13 protein-coding genes, 10 tRNA genes and 1 pseudogene are annotated in these 18620 nt (G+C 42.5%); 2 read left to right on the top strand and 22 right to left on the bottom strand.

Features of this window, described 5'->3' with window-relative positions:
- Positions 1-136 precede the first annotated feature (136 nt).
- Positions 137-352 (top strand): annotated as a pseudogene (locus EDM58_RS23280) (hypothetical protein); the annotation flags it as partial.
- Between the two features lie 504 nt (positions 353-856).
- On the opposite strand, the gene EDM58_RS23275 reads toward EDM58_RS23280, so the two are convergent.
- From EDM58_RS23275 to sigW, 11 genes are all read right to left on the bottom strand, one after another.
- Positions 857-3595 carry an NB-ARC domain-containing protein gene (locus tag EDM58_RS23275; RefSeq protein WP_122915441.1) on the bottom strand — a complete coding sequence of 913 codons (2739 nt, stop codon included), beginning with the start codon at positions 3593-3595 and terminating at the stop codon, positions 857-859.
- A gap of 105 nt (positions 3596-3700) precedes the next feature.
- Positions 3701-5047 (bottom strand): UvrD-helicase domain-containing protein, encoded by a 1347-nt coding sequence (locus tag EDM58_RS23270; protein ID WP_122915440.1) that lies wholly within the window; start codon positions 5045-5047, stop codon positions 3701-3703.
- Positions 5044-6801, bottom strand: a complete 1758-nt coding sequence (locus EDM58_RS23265) for an ATP-dependent nuclease (protein ID WP_122915439.1) — start codon at positions 6799-6801, stop codon at positions 5044-5046. The genes EDM58_RS23270 and EDM58_RS23265 overlap by 4 nt, the downstream gene beginning before the upstream one ends.
- Before the next feature lie 318 nt (positions 6802-7119).
- Positions 7120-7731, bottom strand: a complete 612-nt coding sequence (locus EDM58_RS23260; RefSeq protein WP_148039352.1) for a Tn7-like element transposition protein TnsE — start codon at positions 7729-7731, stop codon at positions 7120-7122.
- Positions 7732-8136: 405 nt separating this feature from the next.
- Positions 8137-8718 carry a hypothetical protein gene (locus EDM58_RS23255; protein ID WP_122915437.1) on the bottom strand — a complete coding sequence of 194 codons (582 nt, stop codon included), beginning with the start codon at positions 8716-8718 and terminating at the stop codon, positions 8137-8139.
- 215 nt (positions 8719-8933) lie between these two features.
- Positions 8934-10772, bottom strand: a complete 1839-nt coding sequence (gene glmS / locus EDM58_RS23250; protein WP_122915436.1) for a glutamine--fructose-6-phosphate transaminase (isomerizing) — start codon at positions 10770-10772, stop codon at positions 8934-8936.
- A gap of 468 nt (positions 10773-11240) precedes the next feature.
- Positions 11241-12587, bottom strand: a complete 1347-nt coding sequence (glmM, locus tag EDM58_RS23245; protein WP_122915435.1) for a phosphoglucosamine mutase — start codon at positions 12585-12587, stop codon at positions 11241-11243.
- Between the two features lie 43 nt (positions 12588-12630).
- Positions 12631-13878 (bottom strand): CdaR family protein, encoded by a 1248-nt coding sequence (locus tag EDM58_RS23240; protein WP_122915434.1) that lies wholly within the window; start codon positions 13876-13878, stop codon positions 12631-12633.
- Positions 13871-14689, bottom strand: coding sequence for a diadenylate cyclase CdaA (gene cdaA / locus EDM58_RS23235; protein ID WP_023558698.1), 819 nt, complete (start codon positions 14687-14689; stop codon positions 13871-13873). The genes EDM58_RS23240 and cdaA overlap by 8 nt, the downstream gene beginning before the upstream one ends.
- A 107-nt stretch (positions 14690-14796) precedes the next feature.
- On the bottom strand, positions 14797-15420 hold the full coding sequence (locus EDM58_RS23230) for a zf-HC2 domain-containing protein (RefSeq protein WP_122915433.1): 624 nt from the start codon (positions 15418-15420) through the stop codon (positions 14797-14799).
- 16 nt (positions 15421-15436) lie between these two features.
- Positions 15437-16000: an RNA polymerase sigma factor SigW gene (sigW, locus tag EDM58_RS23225; RefSeq protein WP_122915432.1), complete on the bottom strand. Its 564-nt coding sequence runs from the start codon at positions 15998-16000 to the stop codon at positions 15437-15439.
- Positions 16001-16177: 177 nt separating this feature from the next.
- Between sigW and EDM58_RS23220 the strand changes: the two genes are divergently transcribed.
- Positions 16178-16327: an aspartyl-phosphate phosphatase Spo0E family protein gene (locus EDM58_RS23220; protein WP_122915431.1), complete on the top strand. Its 150-nt coding sequence runs from the start codon at positions 16178-16180 to the stop codon at positions 16325-16327.
- A gap of 127 nt (positions 16328-16454) precedes the next feature.
- Here EDM58_RS23220 and rocF read toward each other — a convergent pair whose 3' ends face one another.
- The 11 genes from rocF to EDM58_RS23165 form a co-directional block, all read right to left on the bottom strand.
- Positions 16455-17351, bottom strand: a complete 897-nt coding sequence (rocF, locus tag EDM58_RS23215) for an arginase (RefSeq protein ID WP_122915430.1) — start codon at positions 17349-17351, stop codon at positions 16455-16457.
- A 156-nt stretch (positions 17352-17507) separates the two neighbouring features.
- Positions 17508-17581: transfer RNA gene (locus EDM58_RS23210), tRNA-Gly, on the bottom strand.
- 10 nt (positions 17582-17591) lie between these two features.
- Positions 17592-17668 (bottom strand) — tRNA-Pro (locus tag EDM58_RS23205).
- A gap of 33 nt (positions 17669-17701) precedes the next feature.
- A tRNA-Arg gene (locus EDM58_RS23200) sits at positions 17702-17778 on the bottom strand.
- Positions 17779-17804: 26 nt separating this feature from the next.
- Positions 17805-17880, bottom strand: a tRNA-Lys gene (locus EDM58_RS23195).
- Between the two features lie 7 nt (positions 17881-17887).
- Positions 17888-17962, bottom strand: a tRNA-Gln gene (locus EDM58_RS23190).
- Positions 17963-17980: 18 nt separating this feature from the next.
- Positions 17981-18065 (bottom strand) — tRNA-Tyr (locus tag EDM58_RS23185).
- 20 nt (positions 18066-18085) lie between these two features.
- Positions 18086-18161 (bottom strand) — tRNA-Val (locus EDM58_RS23180).
- Positions 18162-18247: 86 nt separating this feature from the next.
- Positions 18248-18324, bottom strand: a tRNA-Glu gene (locus tag EDM58_RS23175).
- 18 nt (positions 18325-18342) lie between these two features.
- A tRNA-Thr gene (locus EDM58_RS23170) sits at positions 18343-18418 on the bottom strand.
- A 1-nt stretch (position 18419) separates the two neighbouring features.
- Positions 18420-18495, bottom strand: a tRNA-Asn gene (locus EDM58_RS23165).
- Positions 18496-18620 lie beyond the last annotated feature (125 nt).

Below are 18620 nucleotides of genomic sequence, written 5' to 3'. Positions count from 1 at the left end.
CTTTTATTATGCGATATACAAACAGGAGTGTATTTTGATAAGGGGATGTTGGCAAGTGGTTTTTTAATTTATGCAGCCCCTACGGGTCTGCATAAATTAACTGCCATAACCTACATTTTTAGTCTGCCATAAACAGTCATGGAAGTCGTCCTGGATCGTGATGACTGTATTGATCCTGGTAAGCTCCTTGTATTTTCTGGCACGCGCATTTTCGCCGAAGATACGGAAGTTTAATGAACGTGACCAGGACAAGAATAAATTGGTGCAGTCGCTTACTCGTTCGATCTGGATCTATTTGTTTCTTTTGCTGGCCATGTTATGGTTCATGGTGGTGAAGCCTGAATTATGGTAGAAATGATCGTCCTTCACTTGGGCGAGATGGCCTTTCAAGAACCTCTTTAGTTTGGCCTCTTTAATAACGAAAAAAGAGCTACCCTGCACAGGTAGCTCAATTAACAGACCGTTTCTAAGTTGTAGGATCATGACGGGGCTATCTTAAAGCACCCATTCCAAGTATTAGCAGTTGTCTCCAGTCTACAACTTTATTATTCAGTCTATTACTTTATTATTTAGTCTAAAACTTTATTTGCTCAGAACAACTTTCACTAACTGTCTAAGGATAATAATGTTTTAGACTGGAGATGTTGATTTAACGCGATTTTCAGATCGGGTATCCGTCCACTTTTGAAAAATAGGTTTTAGACTGACTTCCTACAATTATGTAGTCCTAACTTTGGACGAGATAATAAAGTATTAGACTCAATTATTTTGCCAATACATTTCTCTTTTCCTCCGTAAGAAACGTATTTCCATGGTCCCTAAATTTACTTTCATCACGTGATACTAGCCCATGTGTTTAGTATTCTAGTAATTGAACTCTTCTTATATTTTTTGCGGCAGGTCCCCTGGGAGTTGAATAGATTTCAAACTCCACTTTATCACCCACTTCTGAATCATCCATTATATTTTGGATATTGAAATATAAGCTTTTATTCTTGGCATTTGCTATAAATCCAAAATGATCACGGATAAAGACGATGATACCAATATGATCTTCATTGATTTTGTTCGCATCTAACTTAAAGTCATATATATATTTTTCTAAAGAAGTGTATAAGTCTTTGGGGATTTCATGCTTTCTTGAAATTAAATATTCATTCATTCGATGTAAGTTTCTATGATTTATTGATTTTAAATGGCTAAAATGAGTTTTTAAAACAGATGCTAAGTACACCATCGCTTCTTCGTCAAAGTATAATGATGATATTTCCTTAAGAAGGTTTACCATAGTTAAATATGATTTAGTATCAATCTTGCTTACTTTCTCAATTTCTTCAATTCCTCGCTTTAAAAAACTTAATTTCTTTCTTGCATCTCTTAATTCAAATTTCTCAGCTCTTCGTTTAAAAAGATCTGCATATCGTGAGGCGAGTACATTTTCCATTTTAAGATTAAGATCTGCTCTATTCATATTAATTTTTTCCATGATAGCTTCGGCATCATCATATTTGCCCAAATACATTAATATCCTTGATTTTTCGAGCAAAATCACAACTTCGTTTGGACGATAACTCTCTGCCTCGAGAATTAACTCTAACGCTTTTTCTAATTCATACATTTTAATTACATAGAAGACAGCAAATAATAATAAAATTGTTGCCCTTTCAAATTTACCCTCACATTTTTCTAGAGCAATTTGATAATTAGTGAGCGCATTAAATAATTCCATTTTCTCCGCAAGAATATATGCTTTGATTTTATAGACCTCAAAATAATCTGGGGATATGTTAGCCGCCTTATCAACAAATTTCAGAGATTCCTCCCAACTCTTTCTAGAGCTGGACTCAAGAGCTTTAGATAAATAAAATGAAGCTAATTTTCTGTTTTCATTTTCTAAATTTGCAAACAATGATCTTGGGTGAAAAGGATCATTTTCGTTTTTGACCTTAATATCTTGAAGTATGTTGTTTAATACTTTTCTTTTACTAAATGTGCTAATTACAAATTCATTATCGGGAGCATGGTACAATGACAAATAATCCCGTGCCATGTCATTTAAACTATAATTTCCGGATGCTAATTTAATCATGTTTGTTGATAATAATTCATTAATAGACTGCCTTAGAACAACATCATTAGTTTCTAAAAAGTAATCTATTTCTCCTAAACTTAATTCTTTATTTTCAATTAAGAATAGCTGTAATATTTTTTTTGAGATTGTGGAAAGTTTTTGGTATACATTTGACATACAAAACTCAACAAGTTCATCTTTATTCGCCAACAGGCTACTCTCATCAAGTCCGTTAAAAATTCCGGAAATAAACCATTTAATTGATAATGGGCTAGAGTAAAGGTATTCATTTACAATTGTCTTTATTTCTTGATCTGATTTCTTATATAAATCTAAACCAAAATATTTAGACAGTTCTCGAAAATATGTAATGGCGTCCTTAGCATTCATCCCATCAAGATTATATCTATACTCAAGTTCGCCGATACCATGTCTCGAAGTGATTAGTAGCTTAGATTTTTCTGGGATCTCTTTAATGAAAACATTTATTTCTTCATTATTTATGGTTTCAAGGTTGTCTATAACAAGAAGAACCTTAAAGTGTTCCATAAAATTCAAAAGATTTTCTTTCGGTGATAAGCTGTCGTCAGCAATTATATTTTTCTCACCATATACGTAAAGCTTTGAAATGTCATTGACGGAGTTTTCGATTAATTTAAACTCTCCCTTAGATAGAGTTTTCGTTTTCAAGGAAATCCAAATAATAGCTTCAAAATCATTATTTGCATCATCAATCAACTCGTAGAGTGTCTTTACAGCTATTGCAGTTTTTCCAATGCCACCATTCCCAATAATAGTAATAATTTGATTTTTACGATTCTTCACAAGTTCTTTTATTTCATTAACTTCTTTTTTTCTACCAATATAGCCTGTATCATCAAACTCAGGGTCTGGTAAATTATGATATACATCCGGATTATACTCTATGACTTTTATATATTTTTTAATCACCAGTTTACTTGGATCTTCATTTAGTATTGATCGTGTATTAATTGTCTCATTCCAATTGATCCAGTTTATTTTCCTATCAATATCATCTAAAAATTCGATTAAAATTGCTCTATCTCCGAGTTCTAATGGTTTAGTGTGCATAACTCGGTTACGTACAGGAATAAGTTTTTCAAAATATAATTGTAATATCTTAGCCTTTTCATTGTTAATCTTATAATTAAATGGATTTGAAGTAATAATATATATAAAGTCGCCTAAATCCAATTGATTTAATACATCTTCATCATTTTCAATATCAATTTTAGGGTTTCTGAACTTAACTTTAGATATCATATCAGCTGTATACTCTATTTTTGAATTAGAGCCAAGTATATGTCTTTTTAAATCATATTCAAAAGAAGTACATATTGAGAACATTATTATTCTGGTACTAAGATTAAAACTTTGCATAATTACCCCCATTTCTAACTTTCCCTCGTAACATATTTTGGCCCAATTTGCATTTTTCAGATTAACTATTATATGTGCCTCAATTTCAACAGAAAAGGAAAGTTCTAAAATCATATTTTTCATAGAGATAGGTTCTCACACTTATTATGTGTCGAAATCCGCAACTAAAATTTATTTGTTTAATTCTCATTAATAAACCAACCATAAAGGAGACTTGCAAATGTTTACCTACTTTTTTAATAAGGTTTGAAATTTCTCTTTAATTGGTTGTCTACCGTATTTCTCCTCCACTTCTTGAGTTACTAATATTCTCAGCTCTTTTTTAGCTCTAGTTAATGCAACATATAAGTAATTTAACATTTTATTCTTCTCTACTTTCTCTACAAATAAATATGGTGCTAAATCGGTCGTTAATATAAATAAGCATATCTCACCCTCTAAGCCTTTTACCTTATCAATTGTTTGTACCAATATCCCAGAATTTACTCGATTATCTCGATACATCTTTAAAGCTTCTCCTAGTTTCCCCATGTCAATCTTGGTTAACTTGATTGATAGCAGTTCCTCAAGTTTTTTAAATATAGCGGAGTTTGTACTTTTTTGAATTTCTTTTAAGACTTCTTTCTTTAACATATATACAGCTTGATTTATCTCACTCTCTTTAAATCCAGACTTTTTAACTAATGACTGAAGTTCATGTGATAAATTTTGTTCAGTTTTATTCTGATCTTCAGGTTGAGTTGTAAACCTTTCATTTTTCTTGTAAATAAACACTTGATTCAATTTACTATCCTTTATAAAATTTACAACATCGGTGTCACTTTCAAAAACGTAACTAATCTGCCCGACCTCTAATGTCTTTGGAATCTGTTTCTCTTCTTCAGAAATATATACGTTAGCCAAATTAACGTGTGAAATAGGGCACCTGTAATTTTCAGTCTTGTATTCAACGTGTTCTTTAAATTTTTCAATTAATTCGCTAAAGTCATTTCTTCCCCTTAAATCTTGTTTTGGATCACCTACCAGGTTTAGTTTAATTCCCATATTATCTAAAACTTCAATGATTTTTACTAAATGATCATCCATATCTTGTGCCTCGTCTATAAAGACAGAATCCAAGTATCTTTGAATGATTAATAATATTTTTTTCCGCTTGTCTTTAATTGCCTTTGTATCTCTCGATTTCCCACTAATAATCCACTTTGCAGTCTCAGTCACTTTTTCAACATGAATTATTTTTTTTTTTTGCAATTCCCGTATTTTCATAGCTTTAAAACCCGAGTTATCTGGCAACTTAATTTGTGAAACTATTGTATATTGTTCTTCATAAAGCAAATGATGAAAGGGAAAGATAACTTCCCTTAATAAAAATGCATGTGATGTTTCTATTAGCAGTTGCTTTGGGATAGCACCGTTTAATTCAATTATTTTTTCTCTTATGCGATCTCTAGCAGCATTAGTATAGGTAATAACATATATTATTTTCCCGTTCGTGACTTCCTTAAATCTATCTAATACTTTTTGAGCCATTGATGTTGTTTTACCAGCACCAGCACCAGCTACTATTATCCTCATTCCTTCTCACCGCTTTGTAAAAAGGATAATACCCTTTTTATATGTTGAGGCAATTCAATATTTTTTAACTTACCTTCACCAAAATCTTGGCAAAACTTAAGCATAGTATCTGCTTTGGCATTCCTCCATTTGTCAGACAAAGCCTCAGGAGTCTCTATCTCCCCCCATCCATGTATTTCAGTAAAATATGACTGGAGTTTCTCAAAGTTTGCTCCTGTTTTAACAAACTCTGGCTCTAGAGTATACTCAGTCGTTTTTGTTACATAAATATTTTCGTAAGCGTTATATCTCTCATGATTTTGCTGCGCAGTCGGTTGATTATCATAATCTCTAATAATTCCAATTCGATAAGATGTTTTATTATTTACCTTTAACCAAACATCCATCATTTTTGTAAATCCTTTATGCAAAGAAATAACTTCAATATCATTTAATTTATTTTTCTGTAAACTTAAATATGATTTAATCAACATTTCCTCAGTTGGTCCTTCGACTAGAATACATTTCCTTGAAAATAAAAATTTCAGGAAATCTAGATTTGGTTTTTTTGCCAAGTACTCTAAATCTTCCTTCTCCATTACTGACTTTAATGAAAAAGCATTACCTTCTGCTACTACTGTTACATTGTCTAGTTCAAGCTTATTCAGAAACTCCGAACTATGGGTTGAGATAAACAGTTGGGTTTTTTCACTTGATCCCACAATAGTATTAATAAAACTAGCCAGTAATCTTTCGTTACTTATGCAAAGATGTGCTTCGGGTTCTTCTATTGTTAGTAGATTTAACGCAATTTCGGAATTGATTTCAAGGGAATTCATCATAACAAGTAAATAAACTAAGTTTCTATATCCAAGTCCCTGATTGTGTAGGTATTCTTCACCAAAACCTAAACGAACGTTATTAAAAAGAGAAGTCATACTTGGCATATTTGGAAGCAATGATATTTGATCAAAGAATTCTGTTGCATTCTCTAATGTTGAGTATTGTTGCCAATTAAACACATTTTCTAAGTTACTTATATCTTTTAAATCTTTAAAGAATGTTTCATATGATTGCTCTACCTGAACCTTCTGAGTATCCGAGAGTTTGCTCTGTAGTAAATTAACTAACGCCTTTGAACCTAGCTGGTTCTTATTTGAGAAGTCGTCTCTCTCAGCTGCTAAAGAATTATATTTGAAATTTATTAAATCATTAAAAGCTACTGGCTCATTCGTAGCCGGAACAATTATTGAATACTTGAACATTTCAATCGGTAATAAATTCATTCTAATGTTATTGATTGAATCTTTATCTTTGTCTGCTAGTATACTCCCTACGTGCTCTAACAACTCTTTAGGGTTTTCAATACAATATTTATATCGGATGGTATATAAAGGATCTTCCTTATCAATTGAATTAATCCACTTATGTACATAGTACTCATCGGCTCCATCTGGCTGAAATGTCACATCTACAACTACAGACGGAAGGATAGCCATAAATTCCTCTATTCTAACTTCCTGTTTTTTAAATATTTCTAAATTATTTTTAATATAATCAAAATAAGTCTTTTTCAACTCATTATTAATGTCGTGCCAACCTAGGTTTTTACTTACATTTCCTATCTCATCGTTCAAAAAAGGGAGGGTGATGGCTCTCAATAAATTACTTTTACCACTATTATTTTCTCCTATAAAAATGACTAGCCTATTTAAATCCAATTCTACACTTTTCAAGTTTCTATAACCCTCAACAACTACTTTAGAAATTATCATTAGTATTACCTCATCCTTGTATTTATCCCTTTTTCCAAGAATAATCATTTATACATATTTCAGTAAAAATAAACTATATACTCAAATAATAGGTACAATCACCTAATGCATAGGTCTATTATACCAGTTATTAGTCATTATAGAAATCACTAAGGAATAGTGGCCCTTCTACTAAAAAATATCATCTGATAAATACTCGTTGAATTGCTAGATCACAATTCACTCAAGACATTTGGCTAACTTTCTACGGCATGTTAGTTTTTTTGTCAATATATAGAATAGTACTGTAAGGAAATAAAACAAAATCCTTAGAATTTGCTAATTAATCTTTATGCCCACCGTTCCATAATGCCTTAATTTCTCGATATTCAAATCAATACACTGATCCAGCACATCTTGATCCCAATGGCCGCTTTTGTTAACAAGTCCTTCAAGCAAGATTCCGATGTAATACTCGATCTTCCTAGTACTCTGATCGCTAGGGTTAAGAATTAATGTCGAAATGGACCAGCAGTCAGATCTAGCGATTTCAATAACATATTTTATCGCATTTTCAGTTGCAAGTTTTACAACAGTACAAGTCCTCCGGATCACGTTTCCACAAACAGAAAAACGACGACCGAGCGGTAGAGGAAGAACGCTCATTTGCACGCTAGCCGGATAAATCTCTGTTAGCTTTTGTATAACTCGGAAAAATTCCTCCAAGCCAATACCTTCAGAGACAGGTATTGTTTGCATACTTGAAAACTCTAGTGGAGGAGTATCCCCACAATATACAGAATCCTCAGTACAGACGATTTGAGTAGAACCAACTAGTTTTCCACCTCTCCCGGGGATAAGAAGATCTCCACCTGTACGTACCGGCAGCAAATCTTTTCGTTGGACTTCAATTTTAGGCTTTTGAACAAATCCAAAAACCGTTGCAGGCAACTCCATAACATCTTGATGAACGTCTTTTAGTATTTAGTTCATAATGATTCGCTTTATACTTGTTGGTAGGAATAATCTTCTTGTCACCAGCGATTGACACTTGCTTTTTTAAAGCATGATGACTGTACAAAATTTTCTTAACGTCTGCATGTTCGAAATCCCAAACATCGCTAAGACCAAAACTTGGTTTTTACTCCTGATACAACAAACCGTTAACTCACACGGTCCAACAGGGGGAGATCTATATCAAGCGGTATCCCGTACTGAAATTGAACTAACGGATGTTTCCCACCCTTTGCTACAGCCTTCCGAAAAAGACTGCTGTAAACTAAATCCCAGGGATCCCAGGGATCCCTGGCTCCTTGTGCAGTTTCCCTATGGTAGAATGCTGAGCACCAACCTCACTTACGAGATATTCCAAACATCTTCGGGGGTATCTAGCTTTACATAGGGGACTACACTCATAGATATTTTCCTAGTTGCAACATAACACATTACTGCATCTTGAACACTAAACAAATGTGAATCTTTGTCTTGATCAACTCGATGTTTCGAATCGTTATAAAGCTTTACAATCTCCTTTATGTCATTGACCAATTCCCGTCCCAATTTTAACGACGCAGCCTTTTGGGCTACTGCTTGACCTAAAGGTAGCCTACTAATAAGAAATATATTCTTCATCATGGATTCTAAATGAAGACCGCACATATGGATAATTTCACGAGTGACCCAAGCTCTATTCTCATAATCAAGCTGAAAATATCTTTCTATGTATTGAAGAGGCCGAAAAATATCTCGATCATTCACATGATATCTTCCCAAATCTCCATGGTTTATGTTATAAATGCCAATCCCCCCCAACTTTTGGTCAAACTCTAATAATTTTTCGTACAAATCATCATTGGCAAATAGCACCTTCTTCTCGAATAAGGCAAGCTCTTCATTGGACAGTAACTTTTGTATCAATTGAATCAAAATAGGTTCCACAAAATTAACCTCCCTTTCACCATCCTCATTTAGTTAGGTATCACTATAAAACGGAAAAAGAGCTACCCTGACAGGTAGCTCAATTAACAGACCCTTTCTAAGTTGTAGTATCGTGATAGGACAATCTAAAAGCACCCATTCAAAGTATTAGCAGTTATCACCAGTCTACAACTTTATTATCTCTGAACACAACTTTCACTAACCCTTCCCACACCCTACTCCACCGTCACACTCTTCGCCAAATTCCGTGGTTTATCCACGTCCAGGCCGCGAGCGACGGAAGCGTAGTAAGCGAGCAATTGCAATGGAATGACGGTCAAAATCGGTGTCAGCATCGGCAATGTGGATGGCATGTAAATCACTTCATCCACAGCCTTCACCAGTTCGGTGTCGCCCTCGGTAGCAAAGCCCAGAATTCGGCCGCCACGTGCTTTGACTTCGACGATATTGCTCACCATTTTTTCAAAGATATCTGGTTGGGTAGCCAGCGCGATGACTGGTACGTTATCTTCAATGAGCGCAAGGGTACCGTGCTTCAGTTCACCAGCAGGGTAAGCCTCGGAGTGAATGTAAGAGATCTCTTTCAGCTTCAGGGAGCCTTCCAGCGATACCGCGTAGTCGAGGCTTCGTCCGATGAAGAACACGCTGCCGACCTCTCTGATGCTCTCGGCAAAATCACGCATGCGCGATGCTTCCGACTCCTCCAGCATGGATGCAATCTTGCCCGGGATGGCTTGCAAATGCTCGACGACATTCGCGATCTCGTCTGCAGGCAGCGTCCCTTTTACCTCTGCCAGATAGAGAGCAAACAGATAGAGGGTGACTACTTGGGAGGTATACGCCTTGGTAGACGCTACCGCCACCTCTGGACCAGCCCAGGTGAACAGCACTTCATCCGCTTCACGCGCTACGGAGCTGCCGACGACGTTGGTGATCGCCATGACCTTGACGTTGCTCTTCTTGGCTTCACGCAGCGCTGCCAGGGTATCTGCCGTCTCACCAGACTGACTGATGACGATCATCAGGGTGTTGTCGGTGTAGATCGGGTCGCGGTAACGGAATTCCGATGCGACCGCCACTTCGACTGGAACACGGGTCCATTTTTCGATGACGTCCTTCCCTACCAGGCCCGCGTGCATAGACGTACCGCATGCCACGATATAGATGCGGTCATAGGCAGCCAGCTCGGTATCGCTCATTTTCAATTCAGGCAGCACGATGCGCTTTTGCTCCTGGTCGATGCGCGCACCCATGGTATCGCGAACGGCTTGCGGCTGCTCGTAAATTTCTTTCAGCATAAACGAGTCATAGCCGCCTTTTTCCGCTTGCACCAGGTCCCACTCGACATGGAAAACGTCCCGCTCCACTTTTTTGCCTGTCTCCACGTCGAAAAGCTCCACGCCATCGCGGCTCAGCACAGCCATCTCGCCCTCATTCAAAATGTAGACGTCGCGTGTATGCTCCAGGATCGCCGGAATATCCGATCCGATAAAGCTCTCCCCTTCGCCGATTCCCACCACCAAAGGACTTGCCAAGCGAATCGCCACCAGTTTATCCGGCTCATGCTTGGTCATGATCCCGAGCGCATAGGCACCGCGCATCCGTTGTACGGCTTTGCGAGCGGTAGAGACGATATCGCCGTCGTACATGTCTGCCAACAGGTGAGCGATCACTTCTGTGTCCGTCTCGGAAGTAAAGGTGTAGCCCTTTTTCAAAAGCTCTTCCTTGATCGGCATGAAGTTTTCGATAATCCCATTATGCACGACAGCAAAATCGCCCTTCTCATCCAGATGAGGATGGGAATTCTCGTCGGACGGCTTGCCGTGTGTCGCCCAGCGCGTATGTCCGATCCCCATGAATCCGCCCAATGGCTGCGACTCCAGACGATCCTCCAGCACAGCCAGACGACCTTGGGCTTTATCCATTTGCAGACCCTGTTCATTCAACACGGCGATTCCAGCCGAATCATAACCGCGATACTCCAGCTTGCGCAGTCCCCCAATGATGACCTCTTGCGCTGATTTATCTCCAATATATCCAACGATTCCGCACATAAGTAAGTGATCCCCTTCCATGTTGACGGGGACACAACCCAATGCCGATGATACGGGGGATGTGCCCCCGCCATTCCATTTGTTTGTATTTGTAAATGGTGCTCCATACTATTCACGCAACGATAAAACGTATCAAGCGCAGGTCTTTGTCCATCCGATCACTCCGATGTTTTGTCCCTGCGCTCCACGGCAGTGATACGACTGCCGGGAGGTACCCGCCGAATCTTTCGATAAACCTCCACCTCGTCCACTGTACTCCACGTCGGGCAGCTACAGTGCTGGCGCTTTACCAACAGGTTGATGAAAACATTCGCTCTCTCTTCTTCTGTCCTCGCCTCCCTTCAAGCAATAAAAATCATTTATGCTCACACACTTTAACACAACTAAACGAAATCGGCAATCCGGTTTTTCTCTTAAACCCGTAGTTGTGTAATAGGGAGTGGCTGCATGCCACTCCCTACACCTTATTCACACAAGCTCTTGTTTGACAACATCCACGATTCGATTTACCAGACTGTCCAGTTGGCTCTCGTCCGGTCCTTCTGCCATGACCCGAACGATGGGTTCCGTACCAGAAGGACGCACCAGAACGCGTCCATTGCCCGCCAACTCTTCTTCTACTTCGCGAATCGCCTGCTCAATGGCAGCGTTGCCTGCCAGCTTGGATTTATCTTCGACACGAACGTTGATCAAAAGCTGCGGGTACTTGGTCATCACCTGCTTGAGCTCGGACAATGTTTGGCCCGACTCCTTGATGATATTCAGCAATTGCAGACCCGTCAGCAGGCCGTCGCCAGTCGTGTTGTAATCCAAAAAGACGATGTGGCCGGATTGTTCGCCACCCAGATTGTAGCCGCCGCGGATCATTTCCTCCACGACATAACGGTCTCCTACCGCCGTCTTGGTGGTGTTGATCGCGCACTCCTCCATGCCTTTGAAAAAGCCCATGTTGGCCATCACAGTGGTCACAACTGTGTTGTTGTTCAGCTTGCCTTTGGCTTTCATCGCACGGGCACAGATGGCCATGATGTAGTCCCCATCGACAATCTCGCCCGTCTCGTCTACGGCGATGCAACGGTCGGCGTCCCCGTCGAAGGAAAGTCCCAGATCGGCTTTATGCTTCAACACTTCCTCCTGAAGACGCTCCGGATGGGTCGAACCGCAGTTCTCGTTGATATTCACGCCATTCGGATTGGCGCCGATGGTGATCACTTCCGCCTCCACGTCTGCAAACAGACGGGCTGCCAGCGAAGAAACCGCCCCATTCGCACAATCGAGCACGACCTTCAAACCATCAAAGCGTTCCCCGACGGTGCTTTTCAGATGAGACAAGTACTTCTGTCCGCCCTCCAGGAACTCTAGAACCGTACCGATCTGCTCTCCAGTCGGGCGCGGCATCGCATCCTCTGCTGCGTCCAGGTATTGTTCGATTTCTGCTTCCATTACGTCCGACAGTTTAAAGCCATTGCTGCCGAAGAACTTGATTCCGTTATCCGGAAACGGGTTGTGCGAGGCGGAGATCATGACACCCGCATCTGCACCCAGCGCACGTGTCAGATACGCTACACCGGAAGTGGAGATGACACCCAGTCTGACTACTTCTGCTCCGACCGACAGCAGGCCTGCCAACAGAGCACTTTCCAACATCTGTCCGGAAATCCGCGTATCGCGCCCGATTACTACTTTTGGTTTCCCTTCCAGCTTGTGCTTGGTCAGCGCATACCCGCCTACGCGTCCGATTTTAAATGCCAGTTCTGGTGTCAATTGCGTATTGGCTACACCGCGCACACCGTCAGTTCCGAAATACTTCCCCATGTTTGTCCCTCATTTCCTTCCTTGTGCACACAACAGCTTATGTCTACCTAGTTTTGTTCGTGATTTCCACTGTCACCTTTTTCGGTGCGTTGGCCGCCGGCTTGATGTAGTCCGACTGGTTAAAAATGTAATTCAACGCAACCTCGTACACACCTGCTGGCATGTTGCTTACATCTGCGACGATCTGCAGGTCTTCTTGTCTGAAAGTATCCAGCACCTCTGCAGCGCCGATCGCATCGAAGTCCACAGTTGAAATTTCCTCTCCGTCCGTTGACAGCACCTTTGCCTGCATGTTCTCCGGCAACCCGCTGATGCGGATCGGGATCTTCTCCAGACGCTTGGTCGCGGAGGGAACTACCTTCAATGATACCTTCAAATACTCTGGATCTACCTTTACGATATTGTCCATTATCGGTATTTTTAGCTCTAAGATCCGATCTGATGTAAGGTTGCTCAGATCGATGTTCGGCCCAGGGTACGTGCTTGCTTTCAAGGCATCCACCACTTCTTTCGGGCCATAGACGGTCACTTCATCCACATTGCTATCCACACTAGCCAAACTATAGCCATTGGGCATTTCGTTCGTCAAGTTTATTTTCAGTGGCACTTTTACGAACGGACTTGTCACTGGAATGTTAACCTCGACCGTTAAAGGAACGACATCCGCTCCTTGAATGACATTGCCTGACTTGTCCACTACCTTGAGTGGAACCGTCGTCTTGATCGGCGATGTAGCGCCCTCCAGATCGACAGAAGCCTTGACCGCAGCTACCGTGTCCACCTGGCTCTCCGGAACGCGTACGAGGGCTCTGAACGGCTTGACGATGGGCTCTCCCGCCGAGTATCCAGGAGCTACTTGTCCCAGCATCTCGACGTTCACTTCACGCTCGACCGTCTTCTTCTCTTCCAACGTAATCTCAACGATGTTGGGGATAATCCCCACTTTCACCTCTTCAGGAAAACCCTTGTACTGTACCGGCACTTTATGCGTTCCTTTGCCCAATCCGGTCGCATCTACATAGACCTCCCAGGAATCGGACGGGAAAAAATTATGCCGGTAAAAAGGGTTGTTGCTCTGCAGCGCAACCTGCACAGTACGCTGTTGCTTCACGACCTGGTATTGGTCCGTATCGTATTTAACATGCAGATTGACCCCGTCAATAAAGACGGGCTGGTTTCCGTCAGTCGTGGACGTCGGCTCTGATTCCAGGTTGACGACCATCCACATCATGACAGCCAGCAAAAGGGCCACTGCTCGTGCAAACCAGTGACTATTCAACCATTTATCCATGTTTTCGCCTCCATTGCCAACGACTTCCCATGGATTTTCCTTTGGAGAGAGGCTGCAGTTTTTCCGTCAGCATCTCTGCCAGTTGGGCCTCCGTCAAGTTGCGATTCATGTCTCCATTCGCGGCAAAGGATACTTGACCTGTCTCCTCGGACACGATGATCGAGATCCCGTCTGACACCTCGCTAAGCCCGATGGCTGCGCGATGGCGTGTCCCCAGTTCTTTTGAGATGGAGTTATTCTCGGACAGCGGCAAATAGCAGGCTGCTGCGAGAATGACATCCTTTCGCATGATCACGGCCCCGTCATGCAGGGGTGTATTCGGAATAAAAATATTGATTAGCAATTCCGAGCTGACCCGGCCATTGATCCCGATCCCGGTCTCCACATAATCGTTTAGACCCGTCTCCCTCTCTATTACAATCAATGCGCCGATGCGTCTCTTCGCCATATAGGTAACGGATTTGCAGACTTCCTGAACTACCCGGCTGACACTGTCCTCATCCTGCGTGCCGCTCGAACGGGAAAACAGCTTGCCCCTTCCCAACTGCTCCAGTGCGCGCCGCAACTCCGGCTGGAAAATAATCACCACTGCCAAGACCCCGAAGGTAAACGCTTGAGACATCAGCCAATGAAGCGTCGTAAGCTGAAAATACTTGCTGAGAAGCCAGGTAGCAATGATCAGCATGACGCCTTTTAGCAACTGTACCGCTCGCGTACCGCGGATGAGCATAATCAATTTATATATCACGTATGTAACGAGTAATATATCCGTTGCATACCGTAGCAAATCCCCGTAATCCAACGATATCATAGCGAAGCCCCCATATCCCGCTCCATCTCAATGCAGGCAGTCTATCTCCTGTTGAAAAAGCACGGCTGCGCATGCCGTGCTGACGATTCCGTACTCTCTATTTTCTCTTATCGCATGATGGGAAGCAAGTCATTTCCAATATTTTTCACCTCATACCAGATCCAATCGACGATTGCTTCGATGGATTCTGTATTGCCCACTACCTGAGCAGTTGAGGCTACGAAGACTTTTCCTTCGATGGCGACGACATTGCCGCGCACTTCGCCCTGTACTTCCACATCTCCATTGCGAACGACCAAGTCCCCGTCAATGCTGGTACCCGCAGGCACCACTACGACATTGCGCTCACGATCTATTTTTAGTTTATCCATATTTGCGGAGGAAACCTGTAGTATGTCATTTCGATCAAACCAGTTGGCACTCAAACTTCCGGCCATCAGTACGAAAAAGACAGCCGCTGCCGTAAGAAACGGATGGTTCCGCAACCAGGAGGAAAACAGGTTCTTCTTGGTTGGAGCGGGTAATTTTGCGAGAACACGTGCCGTAAAGTCAGGCGAGACGTGAATATGTGAAGCGCTTTGTACAAAAACGATAACCCGCTGCAATTCATGCATATGCTGCCGACAGCTAGAACATGTTTTCATGTGGTTTAGCAGGCTTTGATTGGCCAGCTCGTCAGTCTCACCATCTAGACATTCGTGAATGAGGACAACCATTTCTCGGCATTCCATCTTATTTACTCCTTTCTCACATCAATCGCAACTTGCTGCGCAGCGCTTCCCGACCGCGATGAATCCGCGTCTTGATCGTCGTGATAGGCAACTTGACGATATCGCTGATTTCCTGCAAGGACAAGTCTTCAATGTAACGCAATATCATAATGGAGCGATATTTGGGCTGCAAATGAGATAATGCGTCCTGCACCGTCTGCTGCAGCTCCTGCGTTACGACTTTGTCCTCAGGTGTTCGCTCACTCGAAGACAAGCGCGAATACCAGTCGAGACCCTGGCCTGGTTCCACTTCTTCATCCAACGAAAAGTCCGGCCTTTTTTTTCGCCCGCGGTCAATACACAGATTGGTGGCAATCCGGTAGATCCACGTCGAAAATTTATAGCTCGCATCATACGTATGCAAATTGGCATACACGCGCAAAAAGGTTTCCTGCGCAATGTCCTCCGCATCCTGGCGATTTCCCACCATGCGATACGCGAGTTGAAATATCTTGTCTTTATAAATCTCGACCAACTCGGCAAAGGCTTCACGGTCTCCCCGCTTCGCTCGCTCGGTTAATCGCTTTTCTACAAAATCCATGCGATCCTCCCCGCAATACCGTACTCCTATATACGGACGATAAAGCATATGGTTTCGTATTTTGGCATGTTTGTGCAGGTATAGTAAAGGGAAAAACAGGTATATACAATAACTGTATCCCCATATAGTAATGGTGATGACCCTTCACAAATTGACGCTGTAAGGAGAGTGGGACAGATGAAAGAAAATGATGTTCTCCTTCAGATCGAGAAGTTACGCCAAGAACTGAATGACCGATACAAGGAGCAATCAACCATTACGCCAGAACTGGTGAAATTGAGTGTACAACTCGATCATTTGCTAAACAAGCTACATCTCCATCCTTAGAATGTACTGCTTTCTTGGAGCAAAGTAAAGAAAAGAAACTGTAAAAAAATGTACAATTCTCCATCAATGAAACAAGCATAGACAATGCGAAAGAGAGGGACCGTCCCCTCTCTTTTTCCTTTTGGGCCTATAGCAATTTATCTCCAAATGCGGAACTCATCAATGCAACAGCGACTTGTGCTGTATGATTTCGTTCGTCTAGAATTGGGTTTACCTCAACAAATTCGGCAGAGCATAGGATATCTGCATCGGCCAGCATTTCCATCGCCAAATGGCCCTCCCGATAGGAGATGCCGCCAATGACAGGCGTCCCCACCCCCGGCGCATCATGCGGGTCCAGACCGTCCAAATCAAGGCTTAAATGCACACCCTGCGTTTGTTTTGACACATGGGCAATCGCTTCATCCATGACGCGGGCCATCCCCAGCTTATCGACCTCATGCATGGTAAATACTTTGATTCCAATACGCTTGATCAGTTCCCGCTCCCCTTCATCCAATGACCTAGCTCCAATTATGACCACATTTTCAGGCTTTATCTTGGGAGCGTAACCGCCGATCTGGACGAGCCTTTCATGACCGTACCCCAGGCTGGCGGCCAAAGGCATCCCGTGGATGTTGCCAGACGGAGAGGTTTCACCTGTATTCAGGTCCCCATGAGCATCGAACCAAATGACACCCAAATCGCGCACTTTTTGTGCAACCCCTGCGATTGTCCCTAGAGCAATGCTATGATCACCGCCTAGGATCAAAGGAAAACGCCCCTCCTGCATAATCTGGCTGACTACGGTAGCCAATTGGGCATTAGCCTCAACTACTTCATCTAAGTACTTATGATTTTCCGTTTCCATATACCGATGTGGCCGGTTTACCGGGATGTCGCCTTTATCTTCAATATTAAAGCCCATTTGTTCCAGGCGAGCGACTACTCCTGCGTACCGAATCGCACTTGGCCCCATATCTACACCACGACGATCTGCTCCTAAATCCATCGGTACGCCCACAATGCTTATGTTCTTGTTCATGAAGCTGCCCCCTCTCCTCGCGGCCTTCTTGTTGGCTAGGCGAAGCTACATATTTCTTTTTTTATTGTAGCCCCTATCGAGGAGTTGACTCAACTCGACACAAAATTGCATAAAAAAACAGGCAACCAAATCGGCTGCCTGCTTTTGACGAAAATATGGAGCGGGTGATGGGAATCGAACCCACGCGACCAGCTTGGAAGGCTGGGGTTCTACCATTGAACTACACCCGCAAAATAAAAATGGTCGGGAAGACAGGATTCGAACCTGCGACCCCTTGGTCCCAAGCCAAGTACTCTACCAAGCTGAGCTACTTCCCGACAATAAATCACACTTCCCTTTTTGGGGAAAAGTGGCGTGCCCTGAGAGATTCGAACTCCCGACCTTTTGATTCGTAGTCAAACGCTCTATCCAGCTGAGCTAAGGGCACAAGCAATACAATTTTTAAGTGAAAACTGGTGAGCCATGAAGGACTCGAACCTTCGACCCTCTGATTAAAAGTCAGATGCTCTACCAACTGAGCTAATGGCTCATGCAAATGGCTGGGGTACTAGGATTTGAACCTAGGAATGACGGAGTCAAAGTCCGTTGCCTTACCGCTTGGCTATACCCCAACAGACGATGATTATTACTGGTGGGGAGAGACGGATTCGAACCGCCGAACCCAGAGGGAGCAGATTTACAGTCTGCCGCGTTTAGCCACTTCGCTATCTCCCCAGTAAAGGCACATAAATAAATGGTGGAGGCTGACGGGATCGAACCGCCGACCCTCTGCTTGTAAGGCAGATGCTCTCCCAGCTGAGCTAAGCCTCCATATCCCCACAAAGTGACGTTTATGCTCTGAAGCATATTCCGAGTACTTTGCGGGGGCCCCAACAACTGTCAGGGAGTAAAACATATGGTGACCCGTAGGGGATTCGAACCCCTGTATGACAGCGTGAAAGGCTGCTGTGTTAAACCGCTTCACCAACGGGCCATTTCTAGAATGAAGTCATGGTGCTCCCGACAGGAATCGAACCTGCGACCTCTTCCTTACCATGGAAACGCTCTACCGACTGAGCTACAGGAGCATGGCTCCTCGGGACGGACTCGAACCGCCGACCGATCGGTTAACAGCCGATTGCTCTACCGACTGAGCTACCGAGGAACAATGAAGGGATTTATTCCTTCAAAACTGAATCTGCATGAATGCTATTGTGGATAATTTGTGGATAAGTCCTCGACCGATTAGTATTCGTCAGCTCCACGTGTTGCCACGCTTCCACACCGAAC

The sequence above is a fragment of the Brevibacillus panacihumi genome, assembly GCF_003710985.1.
GTDB classification, from domain to species: domain Bacteria; phylum Bacillota; class Bacilli; order Brevibacillales; family Brevibacillaceae; genus Brevibacillus; species Brevibacillus panacihumi.
This window is presented reverse-complemented; position numbering and strand designations above follow the sequence as displayed.

Coding starts and splice junctions, on each gene's coding strand:
- rocF (WP_122915430.1), bottom strand. CDS start 17,351: ATGAACAAGAACATAAGCATTGTGGGCGTACCGATGGATTTAGGAGCA.
- EDM58_RS23275 (WP_122915441.1), bottom strand. CDS start 3,595: ATGAAAAATATGATTTTAGAACTTTCCTTTTCTGTTGAAATTGAGGCA.
- glmS (WP_122915436.1), bottom strand. CDS start 10,772: ATGTGCGGAATCGTTGGATATATTGGAGATAAATCAGCGCAAGAGGTC.
- sigW (WP_122915432.1), bottom strand. CDS start 16,000: ATGGATTTTGTAGAAAAGCGATTAACCGAGCGAGCGAAGCGGGGAGAC.
- EDM58_RS23270 (WP_122915440.1), bottom strand. CDS start 5,047: ATGAGGATAATAGTAGCTGGTGCTGGTGCTGGTAAAACAACATCAATG.
- EDM58_RS23230 (WP_122915433.1), bottom strand. CDS start 15,420: ATGGAATGCCGAGAAATGGTTGTCCTCATTCACGAATGTCTAGATGGT.
- EDM58_RS23220 (WP_122915431.1), top strand. CDS start 16,178: ATGAAAGAAAATGATGTTCTCCTTCAGATCGAGAAGTTACGCCAAGAA.
- cdaA (WP_023558698.1), bottom strand. CDS start 14,689: ATGATATCGTTGGATTACGGGGATTTGCTACGGTATGCAACGGATATA.
- glmM (WP_122915435.1), bottom strand. CDS start 12,587: ATGGGGAAGTATTTCGGAACTGACGGTGTGCGCGGTGTAGCCAATACG.
- EDM58_RS23265 (WP_122915439.1), bottom strand. CDS start 6,801: ATGATAATTTCTAAAGTAGTTGTTGAGGGTTATAGAAACTTGAAAAGT.
- EDM58_RS23240 (WP_122915434.1), bottom strand. CDS start 13,878: ATGGATAAATGGTTGAATAGTCACTGGTTTGCACGAGCAGTGGCCCTT.